Origin of the sequence: Exiguobacterium sp. 8H (assembly GCF_902506255.1) — a bacterium.
In the GTDB taxonomy this organism is placed as follows: Bacteria; Bacillota; Bacilli; order Exiguobacteriales; family Exiguobacteriaceae; genus Exiguobacterium; species Exiguobacterium profundum.
The window spans coordinates 1,360,012-1,381,558 of record NZ_LR733429.1 but is presented as its reverse complement, the minus strand read 5'-3'; the positions used below and the strand labels follow the sequence as shown (position 1 = coordinate 1,381,558).

The 21,547-nt window shown below is 46.7% G+C and carries 25 protein-coding genes; 15 read left to right on the top strand and 10 right to left on the bottom strand.

The window, feature by feature from the left end; genetic code table 11:
* The first annotated feature begins 12 nt into the window (after positions 1–12).
* The 9 genes from pseB (at position 13) to GVY43_RS06975 (ending at position 8,308) form a co-directional block, all read left to right on the top strand.
* Entirely contained in the window at positions 13–978 is a 966-nt protein-coding gene (gene pseB, locus GVY43_RS07015) for a UDP-N-acetylglucosamine 4,6-dehydratase (inverting) (RefSeq protein WP_159562659.1), read from the top strand.
* A 41-nt stretch (positions 979–1,019) separates the two neighbouring features.
* The gene (gene pseC / locus GVY43_RS07010) at positions 1,020–2,192 is read left to right on the top strand and encodes a UDP-4-amino-4,6-dideoxy-N-acetyl-beta-L-altrosamine transaminase (protein ID WP_159562658.1); all 1,173 of its coding nucleotides are present in this window, start codon (positions 1,020–1,022) and stop codon (positions 2,190–2,192) included.
* 3 nt (positions 2,193–2,195) lie between these two features.
* Entirely contained in the window at positions 2,196–2,939 is a 744-nt protein-coding gene (locus GVY43_RS07005) for a cytidylyltransferase domain-containing protein (RefSeq protein WP_236548935.1), read from the top strand.
* A 12-nt stretch (positions 2,940–2,951) separates the two neighbouring features.
* Positions 2,952–4,385, top strand: a complete 1,434-nt coding sequence (locus GVY43_RS07000) for a bifunctional UDP-2,4-diacetamido-2,4,6-trideoxy-beta-L-altropyranose hydrolase/GNAT family N-acetyltransferase (RefSeq protein ID WP_159562657.1) — start codon at positions 2,952–2,954, stop codon at positions 4,383–4,385.
* Positions 4,386–4,397: 12 nt separating this feature from the next.
* On the top strand, positions 4,398–5,414 hold the full coding sequence (pseI, locus tag GVY43_RS06995) for a pseudaminic acid synthase (RefSeq protein ID WP_159562656.1): 1,017 nt from the start codon (positions 4,398–4,400) through the stop codon (positions 5,412–5,414).
* Positions 5,415–5,547: 133 nt separating this feature from the next.
* Positions 5,548–5,904 (top strand): flagellar protein FlaG, encoded by a 357-nt coding sequence (locus GVY43_RS06990; RefSeq protein ID WP_159562655.1) that lies wholly within the window; start codon positions 5,548–5,550, stop codon positions 5,902–5,904.
* Between the two features lie 15 nt (positions 5,905–5,919).
* Positions 5,920–7,569: a flagellar filament capping protein FliD gene (gene fliD, locus GVY43_RS06985; RefSeq protein ID WP_159562654.1), complete on the top strand. Its 1,650-nt coding sequence runs from the start codon at positions 5,920–5,922 to the stop codon at positions 7,567–7,569.
* Between the two features lie 14 nt (positions 7,570–7,583).
* Positions 7,584–7,958, top strand: a complete 375-nt coding sequence (gene fliS, locus GVY43_RS06980) for a flagellar export chaperone FliS (RefSeq protein WP_159562653.1) — start codon at positions 7,584–7,586, stop codon at positions 7,956–7,958.
* The gene (locus GVY43_RS06975) at positions 7,955–8,308 is read left to right on the top strand and encodes a flagellar protein FliT (protein ID WP_159562652.1); all 354 of its coding nucleotides are present in this window, start codon (positions 7,955–7,957) and stop codon (positions 8,306–8,308) included. The genes fliS and GVY43_RS06975 overlap by 4 nt, the downstream gene beginning before the upstream one ends.
* Before the next feature lie 34 nt (positions 8,309–8,342).
* On the opposite strand, the gene GVY43_RS06970 is transcribed toward GVY43_RS06975, so the two are convergent.
* Complete coding sequence (locus GVY43_RS06970; protein WP_159562651.1) at positions 8,343–8,720, bottom strand: DUF3021 family protein; 378 nt, start codon at positions 8,718–8,720, stop codon at positions 8,343–8,345.
* Between the two features lie 159 nt (positions 8,721–8,879).
* On the opposite strand from GVY43_RS06970, the gene GVY43_RS06965 reads away from it, so the two are divergent.
* Both GVY43_RS06965 and GVY43_RS06960 read left to right on the top strand, forming a co-directional pair.
* Positions 8,880–9,065, top strand: a complete 186-nt coding sequence (locus GVY43_RS06965; RefSeq protein ID WP_012726958.1) for a hypothetical protein — start codon at positions 8,880–8,882, stop codon at positions 9,063–9,065.
* A 138-nt stretch (positions 9,066–9,203) separates the two neighbouring features.
* Positions 9,204–9,830: a hypothetical protein gene (locus tag GVY43_RS06960; RefSeq protein ID WP_159562650.1), complete on the top strand. Its 627-nt coding sequence runs from the start codon at positions 9,204–9,206 to the stop codon at positions 9,828–9,830.
* 148 nt (positions 9,831–9,978) lie between these two features.
* Here the strand turns inward: GVY43_RS06960 and GVY43_RS06955 are convergent, their stop codons facing one another.
* From GVY43_RS06955 to GVY43_RS06915, 9 genes are all read right to left on the bottom strand, one after another.
* Positions 9,979–10,452 carry a GyrI-like domain-containing protein gene (locus GVY43_RS06955; RefSeq protein WP_159562649.1) on the bottom strand — a complete coding sequence of 158 codons (474 nt, stop codon included), beginning with the start codon at positions 10,450–10,452 and terminating at the stop codon, positions 9,979–9,981.
* 99 nt (positions 10,453–10,551) lie between these two features.
* Positions 10,552–11,052, bottom strand: a complete 501-nt coding sequence (locus tag GVY43_RS06950; protein ID WP_159562648.1) for a DUF1572 family protein — start codon at positions 11,050–11,052, stop codon at positions 10,552–10,554.
* Between the two features lie 263 nt (positions 11,053–11,315).
* On the bottom strand, positions 11,316–11,981 hold the full coding sequence (locus tag GVY43_RS06945; RefSeq protein ID WP_074036244.1) for a DUF2225 domain-containing protein: 666 nt from the start codon (positions 11,979–11,981) through the stop codon (positions 11,316–11,318).
* 9 nt (positions 11,982–11,990) lie between these two features.
* Entirely contained in the window at positions 11,991–12,434 is a 444-nt protein-coding gene (locus GVY43_RS06940) for a YaaR family protein (protein WP_074036246.1), read from the bottom strand.
* A 24-nt stretch (positions 12,435–12,458) separates the two neighbouring features.
* On the bottom strand, positions 12,459–13,361 hold the full coding sequence (locus tag GVY43_RS06935) for a flagellin (RefSeq protein ID WP_159562647.1): 903 nt from the start codon (positions 13,359–13,361) through the stop codon (positions 12,459–12,461).
* Positions 13,345–13,725, bottom strand: coding sequence for a flagellar protein FliS (locus tag GVY43_RS06930; RefSeq protein WP_159562646.1), 381 nt, complete (start codon positions 13,723–13,725; stop codon positions 13,345–13,347). The genes GVY43_RS06935 and GVY43_RS06930 overlap by 17 nt, the downstream gene beginning before the upstream one ends.
* Entirely contained in the window at positions 13,722–14,012 is a 291-nt protein-coding gene (locus GVY43_RS06925) for an EscU/YscU/HrcU family type III secretion system export apparatus switch protein (protein WP_047795070.1), read from the bottom strand. Before GVY43_RS06925 ends, GVY43_RS06930 begins: the two co-directional genes overlap by 4 nt.
* Before the next feature lie 9 nt (positions 14,013–14,021).
* A complete protein-coding gene (locus tag GVY43_RS06920) occupies positions 14,022–15,767 on the bottom strand; it encodes a hypothetical protein (RefSeq protein ID WP_159562645.1) in 1,746 nt (581 codons plus the stop codon).
* Positions 15,768–15,841: 74 nt separating this feature from the next.
* Positions 15,842–16,348, bottom strand: coding sequence for a competence protein ComK (locus GVY43_RS06915; RefSeq protein ID WP_235189275.1), 507 nt, complete (start codon positions 16,346–16,348; stop codon positions 15,842–15,844).
* Between the two features lie 259 nt (positions 16,349–16,607).
* Here GVY43_RS06915 and cspD point away from each other — a divergent pair, with 259 nt between their 5' ends.
* From cspD to prfB, 4 genes are all read left to right on the top strand, one after another.
* Positions 16,608–16,805, top strand: a complete 198-nt coding sequence (gene cspD, locus GVY43_RS06910) for a cold-shock protein CspD (protein ID WP_012726946.1) — start codon at positions 16,608–16,610, stop codon at positions 16,803–16,805.
* Positions 16,806–17,111: 306 nt separating this feature from the next.
* Complete coding sequence (gene hpf, locus GVY43_RS06905; RefSeq protein ID WP_012726945.1) at positions 17,112–17,675, top strand: ribosome hibernation-promoting factor, HPF/YfiA family; 564 nt, start codon at positions 17,112–17,114, stop codon at positions 17,673–17,675.
* 139 nt (positions 17,676–17,814) lie between these two features.
* Positions 17,815–20,337, top strand: a complete 2,523-nt coding sequence (gene secA / locus GVY43_RS06900) for a preprotein translocase subunit SecA (RefSeq protein WP_159562644.1) — start codon at positions 17,815–17,817, stop codon at positions 20,335–20,337.
* A 54-nt stretch (positions 20,338–20,391) separates the two neighbouring features.
* Positions 20,392–21,492, top strand: a complete 1,101-nt coding sequence (gene prfB, locus GVY43_RS06895; RefSeq protein ID WP_035387837.1) for a peptide chain release factor 2 — start codon at positions 20,392–20,394, stop codon at positions 21,490–21,492.
* Positions 21,493–21,547 lie beyond the last annotated feature (55 nt).

Genomic DNA, 21,547 nt, shown 5'->3' with positions numbered 1-21,547 from the left:
AAGTATATAAGCATGTTTACAAATCAGACAATTTTAGTCACGGGTGGTACAGGATCTTTTGGGAAGAAATTCATCTCCACCGTATTAAAACAAAACGTAAAAAAGGTCATCGTATTTAGTCGTGATGAGTTAAAACAATATGAAATGGCGCAAGAATTTACAGATCCCCGTGTCCGTTTTTTTATTGGGGATGTTCGTGATAAAGAACGCCTTTATCGTGCGTTTGATGGAGTAGATATTGTCATCCATGCTGCGGCGCTCAAGCATGTCGGAGCTTGCGAGTATAATCCATTCGAGGCCGTGAAAACAAATATTCATGGTGCTCAAAATATTATTGAAGCGGCTATTGATCGTGGTGTCAAAAAAGTTATCGCACTAAGTACGGATAAGGCTGCAAGTCCGATTAACTTGTATGGTGCAACTAAATTAGCATCAGATAAATTGTTTGTCGCTGGTAACTCATATGCCGGGGATAAAGACACACGATTTGCTGTCGTCCGATACGGTAATGTCGTCGGAAGCCGAGGCAGCGTTGTACCATTCTTCAAGAAGTTGAAGCAAGACGGAGCAACGGTCATTCCAGTGACCGATGATCGGATGACTCGCTTTTGGATCACATTAGACCAAGGTGTCCAGTTTGTTATCGATAGTTTGACACGTATGAACGGTGGAGAGATTTTTATTCCGAAAATCCCAAGTATGTCGATTCTTGATTTGGCTGAGGCGATTGCTCCTGAGTGCGACATCAAAATTGTGGGGATTCGTCCAGGTGAAAAATTACATGAGGCAATGATTACGGAAGATGATGCGAGACACACGTTAGAGTACGACGATTATTTTGTCATTCAACCTGAGTTCCCTTGGTGGAGTGCAGAGTATTCAAATGGTGGAAAGTCGTTACCAGAAGGGTTTACATACGTCAGTAATGTAAACAATCAGTGGTTATCGGTCGATGAATTAAGAGAGTTAGTGAAATAAGGAAGACGGCATAATCATTTTTTGATGAGAGGGAGTTTAGTTTGATTGATCAACCTGTAAGAAACACGTTTCTGCCTTATGGCAGACAATGGATCGATGAAGAAGATATTCAAGCTGTGGTCGATACGTTACGAGGTGACTTTTTAACAACTGGTCCTGCTGTTGATGAGTTTGAACAAGCAATCGCTCAGTATGTTGGAGCTCGCTATGCTGTCTCCTTTTCTAATGGGACGGCCGCCCTACACGGTGCCTGTTTTGCAGCAGGAATTGGTGAAGGGGATGAAGTCATTACCACTCCGATGACATTTGCAGCTAGTGCGAATTGTGTTCTTTATCAAAAAGGAACACCTGTGTTTGCTGACATTGATCCAACGACGTATAACTTAGACCCGAATGCGATTGAACAAGCCATCACTCCACGCACAAAAGCCATCATCCCTGTCCACTTTACAGGTCAACCTGCAGCGATGCGGGAGATTCATCGAATTGCCGAACAACATGACTTAGTCGTCATTGAAGATGCGGCTCATGCGTTAGGTGCCACCTATCAAGGGAAACGAATCGGTGCGTTAAGTGATATGACGATGTTTAGTTTTCATCCTGTTAAACATATTACTTCGGGTGAAGGTGGCATCATCACGACAAATGATGAAGTGTACTATCGTAAATTATTACAATTTCGGACCCATGGAATTACAAAAAGTGCTGAACAGTTAGTTGATCACCATGGTCCTTGGTACTACGAAATGCAGTTTTTGGGTTTCAATTATCGAATGACAGATATTCAAGCTGTCCTTGGAACAAGCCAATTGAAGAAGATTGAACGATTTATTGAGTTACGAAAACACTATGTTTCTTTATATAATGAGGCATTTCGCGAGTTATCTGAAATTACGATACCGCATCAAGATGAAAGTGGAGAGTCAAGCTGGCACTTATATATCATTCGCTTAAATCAAAACCGGTTAAACGGTTCACGGAAAGAACTGTTTGAGGCCTTATTAAATGAAAACATTGGAGTCAACGTCCACTATATTCCTGTTCATTGGATGCCATATTATCAAGAGCTAGGGTATGAAAAAGGGATTTGTCCACACGCAGAAACGCTATACGAAGATATCATTACACTCCCTCTATTTCCTGCGATGACTGAGGAAGATGTGTACGATGTGATCGATGCAGTGAAAAAAGTGTTAAAACGATATGGGAAGTGAAAAATGGCTATGAAAACGGTGGCGATTATTCAAGCACGGATGGGCTCAACGAGGCTTCCTGGGAAAGTATTGATGAAACTGCAAGGTCGCACGGTGCTTGACCATGTGATTGCTCGAGTAAAACAAGCGAAATTAATTGATGAAATCATCGTTGCAACGACAACTTTGAGTGAAGACGATGTATTGTCGGAGGAAGCAAAGCGATATGGTGTTCGTGTGTATCGAGGAAGTTCAGATAACGTACTGAGTCGATACTATGAGGCAGCTATGGAAGCCGAAGCTGAAGTGGTGATTCGAATCACTTCAGATTGTCCTTTGATAGACCCTTTCATTATCGATCATGTGATTCAACAATACCGCGACACAACAAACCATCTTGTGACAAATGTAGGAACCAAGCCAAGTGAGCGAACGTTTCCAAGAGGTCTAGATGTAGAAGTGTTTTCATTTGAATCCCTCTTCGATGCTTATCATCATGCAACAAAAGATTATGAGCAGGAACATGTCACCCCGTTAATCTATGAACAGCATCAACATAATGTATCTTGTTACGACAATGAAACAAACTATTCTCAGCATCGGTGGACGTTGGATACACCTGAAGACTTGAAATTGATTTCTGAAATTTATAGTCGTCTTTATAAGGGAGAGCATGACTTTTATTTAGAAGACATTATTCGGCTATTTAAGGAAGATCCTCAATTAATTGAGATTAATAAGCATATTGAACAAAAAGTAATAAGATAAGAGGGACACATTATGAAAGTCATGATTTTTACGGAAGGTGGAATAAAAACGGGGTTTGGACATCTGACAAGGTGTATTGCTTTATATGATGAAGTGAAACGGAGAGGAATAGAAGTTGAGTTAATTGTTCAAAGTGATGTAGATTTGAGAAACTTGGTTGGGGACCGTCATTGTACAATCATCAATTGGTATACCATCGATTATTTGTATAGAGTCGTTCAACCTGATTTTTATTGTATCGTTGATTCATACATCGCTACGAGAGATTTATATCAAGTAATCGCTCAACGTTCAAAATCAGCTATCTTTTTAGATGATACAAATCGTATTCATTATCCTGATGGGATTGTAGTCCATCCTTCTCTAAGTACAAATGATGTACCTTCCGGAAGTTTAGCTGGACCAAAATATATCATTTTACGAGACGCGTTTCGAGAAGAGGTACGTCCTTTTATCCGGCAGGATGTAACCAATGTTTTGATTACTGTAGGTGGTACGTTACAACCTTCACTTATCCAATCCATTGTCCATCTCATTTGTTTTAATCATCCAGAAATTACTTTTCATATTTTAATTGGAGATAAGCATGACCCTATTCTTGAACGAGAACTATTGTCCGTGTCTAATATTATTCTGCATCGATATGTACCCAGCCATGAAATGAAACGATTGATGAGTTGTTCAGATTTAGTGATTACCGCTGCTGGACAAACCATCTATGAATTGATTATCTCGGGAGTACCATTTGTTCCAATAAAAATCGCTGAAAACCAAGAGCGAAACATGCTTGCGTTACGCAGTAGAAAATTAATTTCTTCAAATGTGACCTGGGGATCTTCAACGTTTGGTCAAGATTTACAGACTGAATTCAAAAATATGCTTCATATGCATACTCGAACTGAACAAACGATGAATTACGAGGGGTTGTTGGATGGAGACGGTCCTCTACGAATCGTGAATTCTTTACTTCGTAGTCAGGATTTCAATTTCTTTTTAAGAAAAGCAACGATTCAGGATTCTCAACAGATATTTGAGCTTTCAAATCAGGAATACGTTCGTAAATATTCAATTAATCAAAAACCGATATTATGGGAGACTCATAAAAATTGGTACCAACAAGTTTTGTCGTCGAAAAAACATCTTTTTTTTATTGTGACGAATCATTCGAATCAAGTGCTAGGTCAAATTCGATATGAACGAATAACTAATTATGCCGTTATTAGTATCAGCTTATCGGAAATGTTGATAGGGAAAAAAGTCAGTCAACCACTGATTCAGCAAAGCCTTATGATGATTCAACAAGAGTGGAAAGATATTCGTGAAATAACGGCCTATATTTCAAATGAAAATATTGCGTCCAAGAAGACGTTCGAAAGAGTAGGTTTTGAGATGAATGCACACGAAGAAGATAATAAACTACTCAAATACATATATATAATGGAATAAGGGTGACTCTTCATGAATCTTTCAAAACAAGTATTTATCATCGCGGAACTATCTGCTAACCATGGCAGTAGTATTGAAATCGCGAAACAGACAATGAAAGCAGCGAAAGAAGCAGGTGCTGATGCAATTAAAATTCAAACATATACACCTGACACGATTACAATCGATAGTCGTAAAGAGTACTTTCAACTAACACAAGGTACAATCTGGGATGGTCGCACACTTTATGACTTGTACCAAGAGGCCTATACACCGTGGGAGTGGCATAAAGAGTTGATGGACTATGCAAAAGAGTTGGATATCGTTTGTTTTTCAAGTCCTTTCGACCCTACTGCTGTGGATCTATTAGAAAGCTTACAGGTACCTGCGTACAAAATCGCTTCATTTGAAATCACTGATCTGCCACTCATTGAATATGTTGCCTCCAAGAACAAACCAATCATCATTTCAACTGGAATTGCTACGCTTCAAGAAATTGAAGATGCAGTATCCGTTTGTCGTAAAGCTGGAAACGAGCAAATCATATTATTGAAATGTACGTCAGCCTATCCAGCAAAAATTGAGGATGCGAATCTCGTAACGATGCAAAATATGAAAGAGACTTTCGGTGTCGAAGTCGGATTGTCGGATCACACGCTTGGAATCACTGCACCGATTGTGTCCGTTGCATTGGGAGCGAAGGTGATTGAAAAACATTTTATTTTAGATAAATCAATTGGTGGCCCAGACGCTAGTTTTTCTTTAGAGCCTCATGAGTTTAAAGCGATGGTCGATGCTGTTCGAGAAGCGGAACAAGCACTAGGGCGCGTCGACTATCAATTAAACGAGAAAAAAGTGAAGAATCGTGAGTTCGCACGTTCTTTATTTGTTGTGAAAGATATTCAAGCTGGGGAAGTCTTCACGACTGAACATGTCAGGTCAATTCGTCCGGGACATGGATTGGCTCCGAAACATATCGATTCCATTCTTGGTAAAGTGGCAAGGAAAGATATCGAGCGTGGAACACCAATGAGTTGGGATTTGATTTAGTAAATAAGATGATTGTCGAGGCGGCGGTTACGTCGCCTCTTTATTATGTGTGAGAAAGAAGAAGAAACTTAAGGAAAAAGTATTTTGACCGATATAAGAAATGAGACCATAACATGTGAGGGAGTAGAAGACTATGAATCCGACCATTTCTGAAGTCAGACTTCACTTGCCTTCTTCTGTATTACCGTATGAGCAAACTAAAAATGTGTTCGTTGAGGCCAATCAAACTCAACTCGCCGATGAAGGTATTGTTATTCTTCCGACGCCTCAACACATTACAAAGTTAGAGGCAGCGGTCGAGAAGGCGAATCAAGTCCTTGAAAAGCAACGTACCGGCTTGAAATTTATGAAGCACGAAAAACTGAATGATTATTATATTCAAATCGTCGATGCGAACAATGAAGTAATCCGTGAAATCCCAAGTAAAAAATCAATGGATTTCTTTGCGGCGTTTATGGAGTTTAATCATTTATTCGACGAACGGATATAAAAAAGGAGTGGGCATATGACATCACCAATTCGATTTGGCGGATTAGCCAGTGGGATCGATACCGATAGTATCATTAAACAAATGATGCAAGCAGAACGAATTCCAGTAGATCGTTTAGAACAGAAAAAACAATTGACCGAATGGCGGCGTGACTCTTATCGTGAGGTCAACCGTTCACTGTTAGCATTACGAAACAGCGCGGTCGATATGATGTTCAGCCGAAACTATTACGCAAAAACGGCTTCATCCTCTGATGAATCGCGTGTATCTGTCGTTGCAGGTCCATCAAGTGGAAACGCTTCGCTTACTATCAATTCAGCGACGTTGGCTACCTCGGCTTCTCATGTAGCGGTGGCAAATGGTGGAGGCATCACAAATGACACGGCAGTTTCGACACTCGGGTTAGAGGTTGGTATTCGGAAACAAACGTTAACTGCGGGAACAACTGAACTCGTAGTGAAACCGCTACCGAATAATCCGCCAACTTTTACGGATAAAGATGGTAATGCGATTTCGTTAGCACATACGTACGATGCGGCAACTGGGAAGATTACGTTCGATAGTGGAGTGACAATCCCTGAAGGTGCACAAGTCGTGTATGAAGCTGGCTATCAAGTTCGTTTCCGTAATGAAGACGGTGGAGCTTTACAGACAGTATATGTTGATGAGAATGCTAAGTTTAAAGATCTCGTTACCGCGTTGAATGGCACGAAGACGGGAATTAGTGCGTTCTTTGATCAAACTTCAGGGCAGATTTCATTAACACGTAAAGACACGGGCGTGAAATCGATTATCGAATTTGAAGGCACTGCAGCTAAAGCACTATTTGGTTTAAATGGATCCGTAGCCGGGACGAATGCATCTGTGGATGTGAACGGCATTACGTTGACCCAAAGTTCAAACACCTTTACGATTGATAATATGACCATCACATTGAAGTCCTCATTCAATGATGGCACTAAAGTAAACTTGTCCTCTGCGACAGACACTCAAAAAATCTTTGACGGAATTAAAGGGTTCGTTGATAAATACAATGAGACCATCGACCTCATGAACAAAAAGACACGAGAAGAACGATTCCGTTCGTTTTCACCGTTGACTCAAGCTCAACGTGATGAGTTATCTGAAGACGAAATCAAGAAGTGGGAAGAAAAAGCGATGAGCGGTATGCTCCGCGGTGATACGATTTTGCGCGGAACCATGGACAATCTTCGGAGCAAGTGGTCGGGTGCTACAGCTGCATCGAATGACGTCGAGATGTCACGATTGTTCCAAATCGGTCTTTCGACTGGAGCGGATTTCACCAATGGTGGTAAAATCGAACTCAATGAAGAGAAGCTGAAAGCGGCTATCGAAAAAGATCCGGAGCAAGTATATCAGTTGTTTACAGATGCTGAAACTGGATTATTGCCACAAATCCGAGATGCTGCCAAAGATTCGCGCGATACGATTACACGAATCGCAGGAGCGGACGGTTCTGGCTCACAAACCCATTCGATGGGGAAAGAAATGACCGATATTGATTCGCGTATCAAGCGGTTAAATGATTTACTCATCGATAAAGAAAACGCCTATTACCGTCGTTTCACAGCGATGGAAACAGCGATGAACCAAGCGAATGCTCAAGCGGCATCGCTGTCACAGTTTTTAGGCGGAGGCATGTAAGAGGAGGAGTTTAAATGGTAGCCAATCCATATGCAGCATATCAAAACAGTGCGGTCACGACCGCGAATCCACAGGAACTGACGCTTATGCTTTATGACGGAGCGCTCAAGTTCATGCGCCTCGCCAAGCTTGCAATCGATCAAGGTAACCCTGATTTAAAGAACGTCAACATTCAAAAGACGCAAGCTATCTTTCGGGAACTTCGTCTGACACTCAATAAAGACATCGCTGTCTCAGCGAACTTAGATTCGCTCTATGACTACATGTGGCGCCGCCTCGTTGATGCGAACGTCAAGAACGATACAGCTATCCTTGACGAGGTACTTGATTTTACGACCGAACTACGTGATACGTGGAAGGAAGCGATGAAACTCGCGAAGCAGTCATGAGACCGATTGATGAAATCATCTTAAAGACGCAACGCTTGAAAGAACTGCTCGCACAAGTCCCGGAAGAACCAACGTACGATACATGGATGGAACAAATCCATGAGCTTTTAGATGATCGGGAACAGTTGCTCGCAGCACACGGTCCTGATTTGGAAAAAGCCGATCAAACGGTCCTCAGGCAACTCGTCGACGACAGTCAAAAGATTTCTCGTCTAATTGAAGCTGAACACCAGCGTCTAGGGATGACGCTCGGGACAGCCCGGATGGAACGAAAGACGGTCAAATCGTATGTCGACCCATATGAAGACGTCGATTCTAACTTTTCCGGTCTGTTCGACCAACAGACGTAAAAAGCTCGAGGGCATATGCCTTCGAGCTTTTGTGTTAAGAGGCTTTGACTTGTCGACGCATCCGGATGATGAAATAAGAAGCGGTAAATAAAATCAGACCACTCACCGTGAAGTTTAAATAGAGACGTGCGGCATCTTGAAGCGATGTGATTGGCGTAGATCGACCGAACCAGAGAAGTGGTAGGATTGTCACGTGCATAACGCCCCAATGAATGAAGATTTGTTTCTTGAACGACCACTGTTTGACTTCATAAATAACGCTTGTGAGCCCGAGGAAGAAGGCGACTCCTGCGTAGATAAACATTCCATGCACAGCCTCTGCATTCCCTGACCAACCTTGATAGAGAGCAAGTATCGCGAATGGCAGCGACCAAATGAGACTCCGAAGTATTCCTTTTTTCAATAGTTGCATATGAATTTTCCTTTCATCGAATCGTTGTAAATGTATACGGCTGTGGAAAGGAAAAGTTTCATATAAAGGGTATAGATGAAATGACGTCTGTTTTCCGCTATAATCGGGTAAACATCAATGTAGCTGTTGCTTCTTTTCTGGAAAGAGGAGGGAAACGAGATGCGTGAGAAAGAGTCCAAACCGATATCGTCACGGAAGCGCCGTTATTTCGTCTATGGTCCAGAGGGAGCGTACGATGAATACGTGGAACGGGACCCAAAACTTGAAGCGTACGTCGAGGACGATACGCCGTTTGAGGATCGTCCTGACCCATACGAGGAAGAAGAGCTGAAATCAAGAGGATAAGTATACATGTCAAGGTCCGATTATGGACCTTGACTTTTATTTTACCTGGAACTTTTTCTTAATACGGTTTGGTTTGTCAATTCGTTATATTCGTCTTAACCACAACATCACTTGGATTAAGAAAAGGGAGAGATGAAGATGAACATGAAACGATTTGGCTTACTGGTGGCGGTACCGCTCGCACTACTTGTCGGTTGCGGGGAAGCAGACGAACTGAAGACGACGGCGACGGATACTGAAGAAGTCGTAGAGGCGGAAGCGAACGTACCAGAGGAGACGACTGCTGAAGAGACGGACGTCCAAGAAAGTGAACTCGGTACGAACAAGATCTACATGAAGAATAAGGCACTCACGATCACGGAGACGATGGGTCCGATTCAATTCGCCATCGACAAAGTACAGACGTCACGCCTCACGGTCGCAGAAGCTTATAGCGACTCATTCGATGGACAAGAAGAGGTGACGGTCGTCGCGATGAACATGTTGGTCGAGAATACGGTCGACGAGACGATGAGCTTCCATCCGAACCAGGCGACACTGGTGACGAACACAGGGGAGCAGGTGTCTTCGGACTTATGGTTCTCAGATGACGTCGGTGGAGAATTTTTAGGAAAGGTGAAGAAAGAAGGGAACGTCCTCTTCTTCGTGAAAGCAAAACCAGAAGAGCTGACGGACTTGAAAGTCGTCATCGATGGACCATTCAACGAGAACTTCGACAAAGTGGCAGAAGACCGCTACGAATATACAATTAACGTGACGAAATAAGAGTAGGCGTGCCGAATAAAATCGGTACGCCTAGTCTCATGGTTGATTATTACTACACAATAAGCATAGTAGTTAGCATAGAGAACATACGAAGGGATTCTTATATTTTGAGAGTTCCTTGTATCTTAGTTTTTCATTTTGTAAAATCTTAATTCTTAATGGGTACATATAAATCGACTTTAGATTTTCCGTCGGGGTCTTCAGCTGGATTGTTCATATTGAACTCCAAGGTATTTCTAGATTCGTCCACTGAATATTCGCGTTCTGGTAACCATTCTTCAAAAATATATTTATACGTCTCACTCAGTTTTTCTGGAGTATCGTAGAAATGGTGCACGATGTATTGACCACCTTCTAGCATTTTAAATTGTATCTCCCCGTGCCCTGTTTTATCAAAGTTTTTAGGAACTGTGACACAAGCATCATGTCTACATTCATGAGGATCAACATCGTTCGGATTATCTAATGAAATACCGATAAATTGACTTGATGGAGGGTAAAGGTTGTGTTCCGTCGCCCAATGTATTAATTTCCCCCAATGTTCTTGTGGTTCAAAATAGCTACCCGTACGTCTGATAAATGCAATTTCAGTCTCAGGCAATTGCTTTAAAGTCATATCCATTTTGTAACCCCCATTAAAGTTGACTGATTCAATTGTCTTGATGTCCAAAAAAGTGCTTCATTGAAATAATATCTCGTTGAAGTGTTGCAACAGGAATTATTATTTACGCTGATGCGGCAACGGAATCGACAACACATTCCAGTCGCTCCCGGCGAATAGCTTCGACAGATAGACGATTTGTCCGACATGATACCCATAATGCGACACTTGGCGTTCGATCGCGTCAATCACGGAATGGGCTTCCCCTCGAATCATCACGTTCTTCCCTAAGTCATCTGGTGTCAAATCAGCTAAGACATTATCCAACAGTTGCCAACGCTCGTCCCAAACCTTCATGAGCTCCGCACGGGATAGCTGCTGGTCCTCGAACTCGGCGTCCCGGTCACGGTCCGGTTTCTCGCCGTCTGTCGTCAAAAAATCGGTCCAACGCGACTTCATGTTATTCGCCATGTGCTGGATGATCAAGGCGAGCGAGAGTGTGTCCGACGCAAGTGTCTTGTGCAGGTCCTCTTCACTCACTTGGACGAGCGCGCGCTCAGCGAGTTGTTTCTGGCTTTTAAACGTAGCACGTACGGTATCGAGATATTGCGTTTCAAACATGAAAAGATCCTCCTCTTCGTATGTATCTGCTTTGAATATACCCCATATCTATCCCACTAAAAATTAAATTAATGTTATAGCAATTGAGATTCCATATGATACATCCTGCAAAATGTCACCGCATAGTCGACATGAGGGTACTGGGTAGTCAATGTTGTGTGGATCTCTTATTCATCAATTGTGTCGATTGTGTTTGTCCGTGAGTGGATGAGCGCGATTTTTTGTATTCAAAAAGTGTGAGACACAAGGTCCCACACTTCTGATTAGGCATGTTCCAATCGAAACTCTTCCCAATGATCACGGGCCTGGTTCCGGATGCGTTCCGATACTTCCTTACTGCTTAAGAGAATCCCATACCAGCGACGCGCGTCCTCGTAGTAGTCGAGCGCGGCCGACAAATCGGCAATCCGCAACATGAGCTGGTCGTACGGTAATCCAGTCCGGATCGGATCCGTATACGCTTCTTGCACCTCATTGTATTTATCGAGCGTCCGCTGCATCCATTCCTTTTCAGACGCTGCATCCCCGATCAATCGGTACATCCATACGATTCGCATCCCGAGCATAGCGATGACAGATGGTTTTTGTCCGCTCAACTGGGCCGTCATGACGGCGAACTTATAGAGAAGGATGACGTGCTCATATGAACGATCGCCTTTCAACACATCCGGATTCACTTGATTGAAGTAGTTCGTCTCAAGCGCTTCTCGGTTATGTTTGCGCACCTTGTCGAACGAGTCGTGAAAGACGAGGTGACAATTGTCACAGACGGTCGGTTCGTATAAATAAGGATTCGGTCCATCATACGTTGTGTAGCCATCCTTCTCAACTTCGAGTGGACGGATGTGACGTGATAAGACACGGTTCGTCTTACTTTCTTGTAAACAATACGGACATTTGACTTTCTTCAAAAACAAATGTTCTGCCATCTCGACACCTCACACATAGACATTGACGAGCAATCCGCGAATTTCACCGACTTGGTCGAGTAAGGAAAGGCGAGAGGCCTCACCCGAGATGACCTGATCTGTCAGCGCGAGGAGTTTTTGGTCGACTTGTTCGACGACCTTATAAATCTTCGCGCGCCCGCGGCGATTGAATCCGCGTTTATCTTCGAGACGGAGTGCCGCGTCAACGGCCTCTTTCATAAAGTCTTTAATCATTTGTTTGTATTCGGCAAGCGCTTCGACGGTCTGACTTTCAGCTAGAAGTTCTCCTTGTTCATGAATCGCGGCGATTTGACGTTGGAAGCGTTCATGCTCCCGGTCTTCGCGCTTCTGACCGATCACATTTTGGAAGGAGACACCGGGTTCGACTTCGGCGCGCTTTGCCTTACTTGAGCCGAGGAGCGATTGCGTCTCCATGATGCGACGAATGTCCATATGGGCAACCGTCCTTTCTTTAAGTTAGTTCAATAATTGTAACACGCCTTGCGGCAATGCGTTCGACTGGGCAATCATCGCCATGCCGGACTGGTTCAAAATGTTTAGACGTGCGAAGTCCATCATTTCACGGGCCATGTCGGCATCACGGATTCGTGACTCAGACGCCGTTAAGTTTTCTGAGCCGATGGCGACGACGCTGACGTTCGCCTCCAAGCGATTTTGGATGGCTCCGAGTTTTGAACGTTCGAGTGACACTTTGTTGATGGCTGCATCGAATTTCGAAATGGCATCACCCGCATCCTCAGGTGTCAACACACTCAATGCATAATACGTTTCAGTGGGTGTCGTCGAATCGTTGTCATGGTCGACGGCAGGAAGTTCTCCGCCACCGGGTGTCGTCATCGTGATATTGAGTGCATGGGCACGCATATCTTCCACATTTAAGATGACGGCTTCATTGTTACCTGCACCGATTTGGAAGAATAACGTATTATTGCCTTGCATGTATTCGCCATTCATAATTTTCTTTGAGTTGAATTCCGTCGTTTCGGCAATTCGTGTCACTTCGGCAGTCAACGCGTTAATTTCTTCCTGGACAGCTTTGGCGTCGTCTTCACTGAGCGTTCCATTTGCTGATTGAACCGATAATTCACGCATCCGTTGGAGAAGGGCGTGTGTTTCGTTCATCCCGCCTTCGAGTGTCTGCGTGAGTGAGATACTGTCGAGCGTGTTGCGTTCTGCCATCGAGAGCGAGTCGAGGCGCATCCGCATTTTCTCTGAGATGGCGAGTCCCGCTGCATCATCAGATGCCTTGTTGATGCGAATCCCACTTGAGAGGCGATCCATCGTTTTTTTCATTGACGCTTGATTCAGGGAAAGAGATGTATACGCTTTTAATGCTTGGACGTTATTCGTAATTTTCATAACGGTTTCCTCCAGTCGTGACAGGTTGGGTCTTGGCACGCTCCATTGCTTCACCCCATGTTTGGTCGAGGTCACTTGCGAGCGTATGTAGTTCGGCGATTTTTTCCTTATCCTGGTCGATGATTGCTTCGACGCTTGCGTTTGCCATATATAGATAAATTTCATCCAGTTGAGCCGCGATAATCCCGCCGCCGTCATGGAGTCCTTGGTGAAGTTTGACTAAAAGTTCACGGGCTTGGCGAAGATGACGGTTTCGTTCGGCAATCGTCGAATCTTGCGCATGTTTATAGTGATAGACGAGTGCGTGAAGCATCGCCTGAGTCAGCTCTTCCGGCCTCATTTCATATAATTGGGTTGAATTCATCTTTGTTCTCCTTTGATCGAATCAAGTTCCTCTATCAACAACAACACTTCTGCCATCACATCATAAAGTTGGGGTGGGATGGCGTCTCCTAGGTCAAGGTCGAGCAAATGGCCAAGCAAGGAATGGTCGTTCTCGACCGCTACTCCTCGGGCACGTGCTTCCTGTAAAATCTTTTCAGCGACGGCTCCGGTCCCGCGGGCGACGATGACGGGCGCTTTATCCGTCGTTTCATCATAGCGGACGACCGCGGCCGTCTTACGTTTCGTCAAATCCATGCGTTGGTACATCGGGACCTCCTAAATTCTAAAGTCATATCCTGTCGTCGGTGCTATCGTAGGCTCTTCGATGACACGATCAGCTTTCGTGAGCGGTTTGAACTGGGTCGTCACACTCTTATATCCAATCGTCTCGAGCGTTTGTTCGATTTTCCCGAGAAGGGGACGAGCGAGTCGCTCGACCGTCGAATCGTCGTGCTCGAGTGTGAGTCGGAGGTTTCGATCTTTCGCTTCGAGTTTGACACCAATTTCTCCAAGACGTGGGGTCTCTAAACGAATGTAGAGGACACTGTTCTCCCAGTCGACAACGTCCCCGGCCTCCCGGTTTTGGATATGAACATGGATTCCGGTGTCGATCTCTTGCACTTTTGCCGGTAGGGCGAACAAGAGTTGATGGAGCTGACCGCCATCAAGGCGGTTGAGAGTCTGTTGGACTTGGAAGAACGAGGCGAGGCGTTGCGCCTCGGGGTTCGTCGTATCTCCACGTACCGATAAAGCTGATGTCGGCGTATTGGACGTCGCTTGGGCGAGCTGTGCCTGTGTCTGCACACGTTGCGCTACTTCCTGGATGTGTCGTCCAGATAATGTCGAATCGAGCTTGAGTGGCGCGACGGTCGGCATCTCGCCGGCACGTGTCGCCCCGTTTGGGATATATTCGATGCGTGTCTGATTCGGCGCATAACGGAAATCATTCAGTGCCGCTCGGACCTCTTTGACGAGTGTCGCACTCTCTTGTGGTTTCGTCGCAAGCAACGACAACGCGACGTCGAGTTTGGCCGTCATGGCGACTAGTTGCTTCTCTTGAGTCACGTCGGTATGAAGCAAGGCGTCCGTCTTTTGGACGAGTTGTGTCAGACGGGTCGAGACGGTCTCGAGGGCAGGGCGTGCCGCATGCGGGTTCGTCTCGATCAACGCAGCGACTTGTCCGAGTTGTTTCGTCACGGTCGCCTGCTCGTTTCGGAACGTGTTCGTGACGGTCGCTAGATGTGACGTCACTTCCTTCACCATCACTTGCTTCCCGTTGATTGGAGGAAGCGGCATCGCTTGGCGCGATTCAGATTCAATCGGACGCGGTGATGTCGGTGTCGTCGGCGTGAGGTCACGGATGACCCGATCAATCGTTTCCGGTGTCGGCGTGACGCGTTCACTCACGGGACGTGACAGATTGACGAGTTCGACATACCGCTCTTTTTGTGGGTAAGGAGCGTTCGGCGCCGGCGGTGTGATCTGTTGTTTCGCTTCGTTCAAAGAGAGGACAGCGATCTCTCGAGCCATCTCACGAGGAACGGTCGGAGTGTCGAGCGTCTTCAAATGTAGGATGACGTCCCGCATGTCCCCTTTGAACGCCGTCTCGAGAAGGCGTACCGTATCTTCGTTCATCGGCAAGCGTCCGGATTGTAGCAGGCGGCTGACCGCGCTTCGTACTTCAGGTGGAAGGGAAGCGAGGAGCGTCTGAATCTTCGCATCAAGCTTTGACGACGCGGACGCAGGTGGTGCGGATTCAAGTGTCTCTTCCTTTGGAGGAACGACGGTCGCCATCAAGATGCCGTCCTGTTCGGCGAGCGTCACTTGGAACGGGTTCGTTTTCGGAAGCCCGTCTTTAAATGTGACCTCGACTTCTTCACCGTTGATCTTGACGATCGCGGAGTCGGGTCCTGTTTGTTTGACGAGTTCGGCCTTGTACGTCCGGTTCGTCTGGATGCCTGGTAAGACCGAACTGACGGCGGTCGCTTGGGCTTGAATTTGCATGTTTGTCACCTCGACCATAATATCGACCTCTTTTTAAAAAAATGAAGCGATACAATAGAAAAAAACCTTCCGTCTTTTCGACGGAAGGCGTGTCAGGACTCGAGCACGGGGCTCGCGTTCAATTGTTGGAACCGGGCGACAAGTTCACCTGTCGCTTTGAGCTGGTTCCGGAGGACGTACGGTGTTGCGTTCGTTTGGATTTGATGTCCATCAGTCGTGAGGACAAGCCCGTTCGGCTCACCCTCAATGTTCAGTATGTCTCGAATATGGGACCAGGCATACCATTCACAATCGTCTCGTTTTGGAGACTTCGTCGGGAAGAAGACGAGTCCAGTTGTCGGTTCAATCACGACAGGGACTTTCCCTTTTACGCCGGCGACGCGTTTGGCGATGAAGATTCTTTCCTCGATCGAGCTGTTGTACTGGCGGCAAGAAAGTTGCAACAACTGGTACGGCCGGAGCGGGGTTGAAATCTCGGTGCCATCCTCGAGAATGATCCGTGACTGCTTCATGATGTCAAAGCAAGGGAGAATCGCCACGGTTCGCTTTGTGATGCGATATTTTTCCTCAGAATAGTAGGAGCGCATACGCTGCACCATCCTCCTCGTATTAGATTTTCAGGATCGGCTAAAGACAAACGGCACAAACCTAAATCATCCCTTCAATGATATATCACAAAAAATGTAAATTCAACAAGACAATATGAAAAGTAGGGAAATATAATTCCAATGAAAGCCAAATGGCGAAACGTTTACAAATATTTGAGAAAGTATTTGTCACGCTTACAAGAAGGTGGTAAGATTAGCCGTAGAGGACAATCCTCTGTATTCTCCAATGGTGAAAGGAATGGATTTACACATGGTAGGTAAAGTAAAATGGTTTAACTCAGAAAAAGGTTTTGGATTCATCGAAGTTGAAGGCGGCAAAGACGTGTTCGTACACTTCTCAGCAATCCAATCTGAAGGCTACAAATCACTTGACGAAGGTCAAGATGTAGAGTTTGAAATCGTTGATGGCGAGCGTGGCCCACAAGCGGCTAACGTTGTAAAATTATAATTTCAAACCACGAAGCCGGCTCCCTTGGGAGTCGGCTTTTATTTTTTCTACATAATAAAAAAAGGCGTTTAAAAATGAGTGGAATGGGTATTTTCTTTCTATACCTTTCGCTCGTTCTAGGAAATGTTGAATTCGGAACAAAATTGTCATTATTTTCTGATGATAACGTTTTCAATCGCAGCGTTTTCGGGGTATAATATGAGTGAGCCACCTGGTTCCCCTTTCTTTTTTAAGAAATGAAGCAGGAGATTCCGTCTCGTTCGACGAATCATTGGTTCAAGCGGTTATTTCTAAGGAGGAGTTCAGATGATTTATAACATTCGCGGCGAAAACATTGAGGTCACACCAGCAATCAAAGACTATGTCGAGAAAAAGCTGGAGAAGTTGACTCGGTATTTCACAACTCCTACGGATGCACAGACGGCTTACGTCAACTTGAAAGTGTATAACGAGAAACAAAAAGTGGAAGTGACGATCCCGATGCCGAACTTGTTGCTCCGTGCTGAGGACATCAACCTCGACATGTATGCGGCAATCGACCTCGTCGTCGATAAATTGGAACGTCAAATCCGTAAACACAAAACGAAACTCAACCGTAAAGGACGCGGGAAAGAAGGTGGCGTCGGCGAGTACTTCAAGTCTTTAGAAGGACCTGATGATACACCGGCCGTCTACGATGAGGACGAGGCAGAACTCGAACTCGTGCGGACGAAACGCTTCACGTTGAAACCGATGGACACGGAAGAGGCGATTCTTCAAATGGATATGCTCGGTCACAGCTTCTTCGTCTTCTCAGACGCAGAAACGGGCAACACGAACGTCGTCTACCGTCGTAAAGATGGGAAGTACGGCTTGATCGAACCTGAATAATAAACTTGACACTACACGACCTCCCGGCTTCGGGGGGTCGTTTCCTTTTGCCTTTCCTTGAAAGGTGGCACCACTTCGGTTAAACTGTACATTAGGGAAAAAACATGCATTTTTTAGTGAGTGCAGAGGAGATATGAGTATGGCGAACTTTTTGAAAGAGTTATTTGCTCCACAGAAACGAATGTTGAAAAAAGCAGAGAAAGCGGCCGACTTGATCGAGTCGTTCGCCGAACCAATCAAAGCATTGTCCGACGAACAGCTTCAGGCGAAGACGGAAGAGTTCCGGGAACGTCTGGCAAAAGGCGAGACACTTGACGACCTCTTGCCGGAGGCGTTCGCGGTCTGTCGTGAGGCATCGGAGCGTGTGCTCGGGATGCGTCATTACCGTGTCCAGCTCATCGGGGGCTATGTGCTCCATAACGGCGACATCGCCGAAATGAAAACCGGTGAAGGGAAGACGCTCGTCGCGACACTTCCTGTCTACTTGAACGCGCTCACTGGCCGTGGCGTACACGTCGTAACGGTCAACGAATATTTGGCGAAACGAGATAAAGAACTCATGGAGCCGCTCTACTTCGCACTCGGTCTTTCAGTCGGCCTCAACGTGTCGAACATGGACCGTGTCGAGAAACAAGCGGCCTATAACTGTGATATCACGTACTCGACGAACAACGAGCTCGGATTCGACTACCTCCGTGACAACATGGTCCTTTATAAAGAAGACCGTGTTCAACGTGAGCTCTACTACACGATTGTCGATGAAGTCGACTCAATCCTCGTCGATGAGGCGCGTACTCCGCTCATCATCTCAGGATCGGCTCAAAAGTCGACTGAACTCTACACCCGCGCGGATGCGTTCGTCCGTACGTTGAAAGAGGAAGACGATTACACGGTCGACGTGAAGACGAAGTCGGTCCTCTTGACGGACCAAGGGGTCGACCTCGCCGAGAAGTTCTTCGGCATCGACAACCTGTTCGCAATCGAGCACGTCGCCGTCAACCACCACGTCGGGCTCGCCCTTCGTGCAAACGCGGTCATGCATCACGATATCGACTATATGGTACGTGAGGGGCAAGTCATGATCATCGACCAATTCACGGGTCGTGTCATGGACGGACGCCGCTACTCGGAAGGTCTTCACCAGGCAATCGAGGCGAAAGAAGGCGTCGAGATTCAACGCGAATCGATGACGCTCGCCACAATCACGTATCAGAACTACTTCCGGATGTACGAGAAACTTGCCGGGATGACCGGTACAGCGAAGACAGAGGAAGAAGAGTTCCGTAACATCTACAACATGCAAGTAGTGACGATTCCGACGAACAAACCGATTCTCAGGGACGACAAGGCAGACCTCATCTTCAAATCGATGGAAGGCAAGTTCAAAGCCGTCGTGGAAGAGATTTCGGCAGTTCACGCGACGGGACAACCGATTCTCGTCGGTACGGTCGCCGTCGAGACATCTGAATACTTGAGCAAGCTTTTGACGAAGAAGAAGATTCGTCACGATGTCTTAAACGCGAAGAACCACGCCCGTGAGGCGGAAATCATCGAGAACGCCGGTCAAAAAGGTTCCGTCACGATTGCGACGAACATGGCCGGTCGTGGTACCGACATCAAGCTCGGAGAAGGTGTCATCGACCTCGGTGGTCTTTACATCATCGGGACAGAGCGTCACGAATCACGCCGAATCGATAACCAGCTACGTGGTCGTGCGGGCCGTCAAGGGGACCCGGGTAAATCCCAGTTCTACTTGTCACTCGAAGATGAGCTCATGCGTCGTTTCGGAACGGATAGCCTCCAAAGCATGATGGAGCGTCTCGGGATGGATGACACGCAACCGATTGAGAGCCGCATGGTCTCGAAAGCGGTCGAGTCAGCGCAAAAACGTGTCGAAGGAAACAACTACGATGCGCGGAAGCAGCTTCTCGGTTACGACAACGTCATGGCGGACCAACGGAAGGTCATGTACAAGGACCGCTCGAGCATCCTCGAGAACGAGTCGGTCACGGATATCGTCCGTTCGATGATGGCACAGACGGTCGAACTCGGTGTCGGTCAATACACGCCGATCGAACTCGTACCGGAAGAATGGAACATCGACGAGCTCGCGCACTGGGCCAACCAGACGCTCGCGCTCGAGAAGACGGTCGAAGGCAAAGACTTCTACGGCAAAGAGCGTGAAGAAATCATTGAGCTTCTCATGGAGCGCGTGAACGAGCAGTACGAGGCGAAACGTGAACTCGCGCCACCGGAACGCTTCAACGAGTTCGAGAAGATCATCGTGCTCCGTGCCGTCGACTCGCACTGGATGTCCCATATCGACCATATGGACCAGTTGCGCCAAGGGATTCATCTCCGCGCCTATGGACAGAACGATCCGCTTCGTGAGTACCAAGCGGAAGGGATTAACATGTTCGACGCGATGAACGCGGCGATCTCAGAAGAAGTGACAGGCTTCGTCCTTCGTGCCGAAGTCGGGGACAACCTCCGACGCGAGAAAGTCGTCGAAGAGGAAGTCGCTGTCTCAGGCAAGAGCGATGCACCGGTCAAAAAGAAGCCGGTCCGTCGTTCGAAAGAAGACAGCATCGGCCGGAACGACCCGTGCTGGTGCGGTTCTGGTAAGAAGTTCAAGAACTGTCACGGTAGACAACAGGCTTAATTATTGAAGAGGCGGGTCCGCTCGCCTCTTTCCTACGGAAAGGTGAATCACACTATGGAAATTTCAGATATTCGGAACGAACTAGAGGCGATGGCGAAACGCCTCGAGAATTACAGAGCGTCTCTCAACTTGACAGAGAAGGAGGCACGCATCGCCGAGCTCGAGAACGAGATGACGTATCCAGACTTCTGGGACAACCAGGAGAAGGCACAAAAAGTCATCGACGAGTCAAACGGTCTCAAGGCGATGGTCGACAAGTATCAAGACCTCGCGAACCAACATGAGGACGGCGAAGTGACGCTCGAACTCATCAAGGAAGAGCCGGACGCCGAGATGCAAGAAGAGCTCGGGGAATCGATTCAAGCGCTCAAGAAGGAGTTTGATGACTTCGAACTCGAGATCCTCTTGAACGGACCATACGATGCGAACAACGCCATCCTCGAATTGCACCCGGGTGCGGGCGGTACCGAGTCACAGGACTGGGCATCGATGCTCCTTCGGATGTATCAACGCTTCGCTGACAAACAAGGCTGGAAAGTCGAGACGGTCGATTACCTCCCGGGTGAAGAGGCGGGCGTCAAGTCGGTCACGCTCCGCATCGTCGGTCATAACGCATACGGCTACTTGAAGGCGGAGAAAGGGATTCACCGCTTGGTCCGCATCTCGCCATTCGACTCGTCTGGCCGTCGTCATACGTCGTTCGTGTCATGTGACGTCATGCCGGAATTCGATGACGACATCGAGATCGAAGTACGGACAGAAGACCTCCGTATCGACACGTACCGTGCATCAGGTGCCGGCGGTCAGCACATCAACACGACGGACTCTGCCGTCCGGATCACGCACGTGCCGACGGGCGTCGTCGTTTCGTGTCAGACCGAGCGCTCACAGATCAAGAACCGTGAGTCGGCGATGAAGATGTTGAAAGCGAAATTGTACCAACGCGAACTCGACGAGCAGCAACGAAAACTCGACGAGATCCGTGGGGAGAAGACGGACATCGGTTGGGGTAGCCAAATCCGTTCGTATGTCTTCCACCCGTATTCGATGGTCAAAGACCACCGGACGAACCATGAAGTCGGGAACACGAGTGGCGTCATGGACGGCGACGTCATGCCGTTCATCGATGCCTACCTTCGTAAAACAAATATGTGATGCATGTGGCTCAAAGACACCTGTCTTTGGGCCATGTTGTGTGTAAAGGAGACTT

Coding starts and splice junctions, on each gene's coding strand:
- pseB (WP_159562659.1), top strand. CDS start 13: ATGTTTACAAATCAGACAATTTTAGTCACGGGTGGTACAGGATCTTTT.
- GVY43_RS07005 (WP_236548935.1), top strand. CDS start 2,196: ATGGCTATGAAAACGGTGGCGATTATTCAAGCACGGATGGGCTCAACG.
- GVY43_RS07000 (WP_159562657.1), top strand. CDS start 2,952: ATGAAAGTCATGATTTTTACGGAAGGTGGAATAAAAACGGGGTTTGGA.
- pseI (WP_159562656.1), top strand. CDS start 4,398: ATGAATCTTTCAAAACAAGTATTTATCATCGCGGAACTATCTGCTAAC.
- GVY43_RS06990 (WP_159562655.1), top strand. CDS start 5,548: ATGAATCCGACCATTTCTGAAGTCAGACTTCACTTGCCTTCTTCTGTA.
- fliD (WP_159562654.1), top strand. CDS start 5,920: ATGACATCACCAATTCGATTTGGCGGATTAGCCAGTGGGATCGATACC.
- fliS (WP_159562653.1), top strand. CDS start 7,584: ATGGTAGCCAATCCATATGCAGCATATCAAAACAGTGCGGTCACGACC.
- GVY43_RS06975 (WP_159562652.1), top strand. CDS start 7,955: ATGAGACCGATTGATGAAATCATCTTAAAGACGCAACGCTTGAAAGAA.
- GVY43_RS06970 (WP_159562651.1), bottom strand. CDS start 8,720: ATGCAACTATTGAAAAAAGGAATACTTCGGAGTCTCATTTGGTCGCTG.
- GVY43_RS06965 (WP_012726958.1), top strand. CDS start 8,880: ATGCGTGAGAAAGAGTCCAAACCGATATCGTCACGGAAGCGCCGTTAT.
- GVY43_RS06960 (WP_159562650.1), top strand. CDS start 9,204: ATGAACATGAAACGATTTGGCTTACTGGTGGCGGTACCGCTCGCACTA.
- GVY43_RS06955 (WP_159562649.1), bottom strand. CDS start 10,452: ATGGATATGACTTTAAAGCAATTGCCTGAGACTGAAATTGCATTTATC.
- GVY43_RS06950 (WP_159562648.1), bottom strand. CDS start 11,052: ATGTTTGAAACGCAATATCTCGATACCGTACGTGCTACGTTTAAAAGC.
- GVY43_RS06945 (WP_074036244.1), bottom strand. CDS start 11,981: ATGGCAGAACATTTGTTTTTGAAGAAAGTCAAATGTCCGTATTGTTTA.
- GVY43_RS06940 (WP_074036246.1), bottom strand. CDS start 12,434: ATGGACATTCGTCGCATCATGGAGACGCAATCGCTCCTCGGCTCAAGT.
- GVY43_RS06935 (WP_159562647.1), bottom strand. CDS start 13,361: ATGAAAATTACGAATAACGTCCAAGCATTAAAAGCGTATACATCTCTT.
- GVY43_RS06930 (WP_159562646.1), bottom strand. CDS start 13,725: ATGAATTCAACCCAATTATATGAAATGAGGCCGGAAGAGCTGACTCAG.
- GVY43_RS06925 (WP_047795070.1), bottom strand. CDS start 14,012: ATGTACCAACGCATGGATTTGACGAAACGTAAGACGGCCGCGGTCGTC.
- GVY43_RS06920 (WP_159562645.1), bottom strand. CDS start 15,767: ATGGTCGAGGTGACAAACATGCAAATTCAAGCCCAAGCGACCGCCGTC.
- GVY43_RS06915 (WP_235189275.1), bottom strand. CDS start 16,348: ATGGTGCAGCGTATGCGCTCCTACTATTCTGAGGAAAAATATCGCATC.
- cspD (WP_012726946.1), top strand. CDS start 16,608: ATGGTAGGTAAAGTAAAATGGTTTAACTCAGAAAAAGGTTTTGGATTC.
- hpf (WP_012726945.1), top strand. CDS start 17,112: ATGATTTATAACATTCGCGGCGAAAACATTGAGGTCACACCAGCAATC.
- secA (WP_159562644.1), top strand. CDS start 17,815: ATGGCGAACTTTTTGAAAGAGTTATTTGCTCCACAGAAACGAATGTTG.
- prfB (WP_035387837.1), top strand. CDS start 20,392: ATGGAAATTTCAGATATTCGGAACGAACTAGAGGCGATGGCGAAACGC.